Origin of the sequence: Halopolyspora algeriensis, assembly GCF_003337235.1 — a bacterium.
Lineage (GTDB): Bacteria > Actinomycetota > Actinomycetes > Mycobacteriales > Pseudonocardiaceae > Haloactinomyces > Haloactinomyces algeriensis.
This window is the reverse complement of sequence record NZ_QPJC01000030.1, coordinates 1-1,867: the sequence shown is the minus strand read 5'-3', so window position 1 is coordinate 1,867 and position 1,867 is coordinate 1. Positions and strand designations below refer to the sequence as shown.

Below are 1,867 nucleotides of genomic sequence, written 5' to 3'. Positions count from 1 at the left end.
TGCGCGATTGCGCAAGGTGTTGGTGGCGAATCGCGGTGAGATTGCGGTGCGGGTGGTGCGGGCCTGCGCCGATGAGGGGATTGCCAGTGTGGCGGTGTATGCCGAGCCGGATGCTGGGGCGTTGTTTGTGCGGTTGGCGGATGAGGCGTTTGCGTTGGGGGGTGTCACGGCCGCGGAGTCGTATTTGGATATCGGCAAGGTCGTCGATGTTGCGAAGCGTTCGGGGGCGGATGCGGTGCATCCGGGCTATGGGTTTTTGTCGGAGAGTGCCGAGTTCGCTCAGGCGGTGATCGATGCGGGGTTGGTGTGGATCGGGCCGTCGCCGCAGGCGATTCGGGATTTGGGGGACAAGGTCACCGCGCGGCACATCGCCACTGCTGCGGGGGCGCCGTTGGTGCCGGGCACGACCGATCCGGTGGCCGATGCCGGGGAGGTGACCGCCTTCGCCGAGACGCACGGGCTGCCGGTGGCGATCAAGGCTGCTTTCGGTGGGGGTGGTCGTGGGTTGAAGGTGGCTCGCACGCTGGGCGAGATTCCGGAGTTGTTCGATTCGGCGGTGCGCGAGGCCGAGGGGGCGTTCGGCCGGGGGGAGTGTTTCGTCGAGCGGTATCTGGATCGGCCGCGGCATGTGGAGGCCCAGGTGTTGGCCGATGTGCACGGCACCGTGGTGGTCGGCACGCGGGATTGTTCGCTGCAGCGGCGGCATCAGAAGCTGGTCGAGGAGGCTCCGGCGCCGTTTTTGACCGAGCAGCAGCGGGAGCGGATCCACACCGCGGCGCGGGCGATTTGCGCCGAGGCCGGCTATGCCGGTGCCGGCACGGTGGAGTTTTTGGTCGGTGCCGATGGCACGATCTCGTTTTTGGAGGTCAACACCCGGCTGCAGGTCGAGCATCCCGTCAGCGAGGAGACCACCGGGCTGGATTTGGTGCGCCAGCAGTTCCGCATCGCCGAGGGGCGGGCGCTGGCGGTGACCGCCGATCCACCGGCGCGGGGCCATTCCATCGAGTTCCGCATCAACGGCGAGGACGCCGGGCGTAACTTCCTGCCCACGCCGGGCACCGTGACGACGTGGCAGCCCCCGGCCGGGCCGGGGGTGCGTCTCGACGCCGGGGTGGAGGCCGGCAGTGTCATCGGCGGCCAGTTCGACTCGCTGCTGGCCAAGGTCATCGTCACCGGCGACAGCCGCGCCCAGGCGCTGGAGCGTTCCCGCCGGGTGCTTGATGAGATGCGCGTGGAGGGGCTGGCCACCGTGCTGCCGTTTCACCGCGCGGTCGTGCGCGATCCGGCCTTCATCGCCGACGACGGCGCCGAGTCGTTCACGGTGCACACCCGCTGGATCGAAACCGAGTTCGCCAACACCATCGAAGCCCACCCCGGCGCCACAGCCGCGGCCGAGACCGAGCCGCGCCAGACCATCACCGTCGAGGTCGGCGGCCGGCGCCTGGAGGTGTCACTGCCGGCCGCACTCGCCGCCACACCCCCCGGCGGCCCCACCCCGGCAGCGGCCCCGCGCAAACGCCGCCGCGCCGGGACCACCGCCGCGGCCGCCTCCGGCGACGCGGTCACCGCCCCCATGCAAGGCACCGTGGTCACACTCCTCGCCGACGACGGCGACCACGTCGAGGCCGGCCAACAGATCCTGGTGCTGGAAGCCATGAAAATGGAAAACCCCGTCACCGCCCACAAAACCGGCACCATCACCGGCCTGAAAACCCAACCCGGCGACACCCTCAGCCAAGGCACCACCATCTGCGACATCACACACTGAACACCGGGAACGCCGGTGGCGGCCCCCAACCGCCACCGGCAACACAACCCCCAACCAACACCACCACCTCAACAACCGCACCAACCAATCACGGGCGGC

The 1,867-nt window shown here is 69.4% G+C and carries 1 protein-coding gene; it reads left to right on the top strand.

What is annotated here, in order from left to right:
* Window positions 1–7 precede the first annotated feature (7 nt).
* Complete coding sequence (locus DFQ14_RS21575) at window positions 8–1,768, top strand: acetyl/propionyl/methylcrotonyl-CoA carboxylase subunit alpha (protein WP_114455176.1); 1,761 nt, start codon at window positions 8–10, stop codon at window positions 1,766–1,768.
* The last annotated feature ends 99 nt before the right edge of the window (window positions 1,769–1,867 follow it).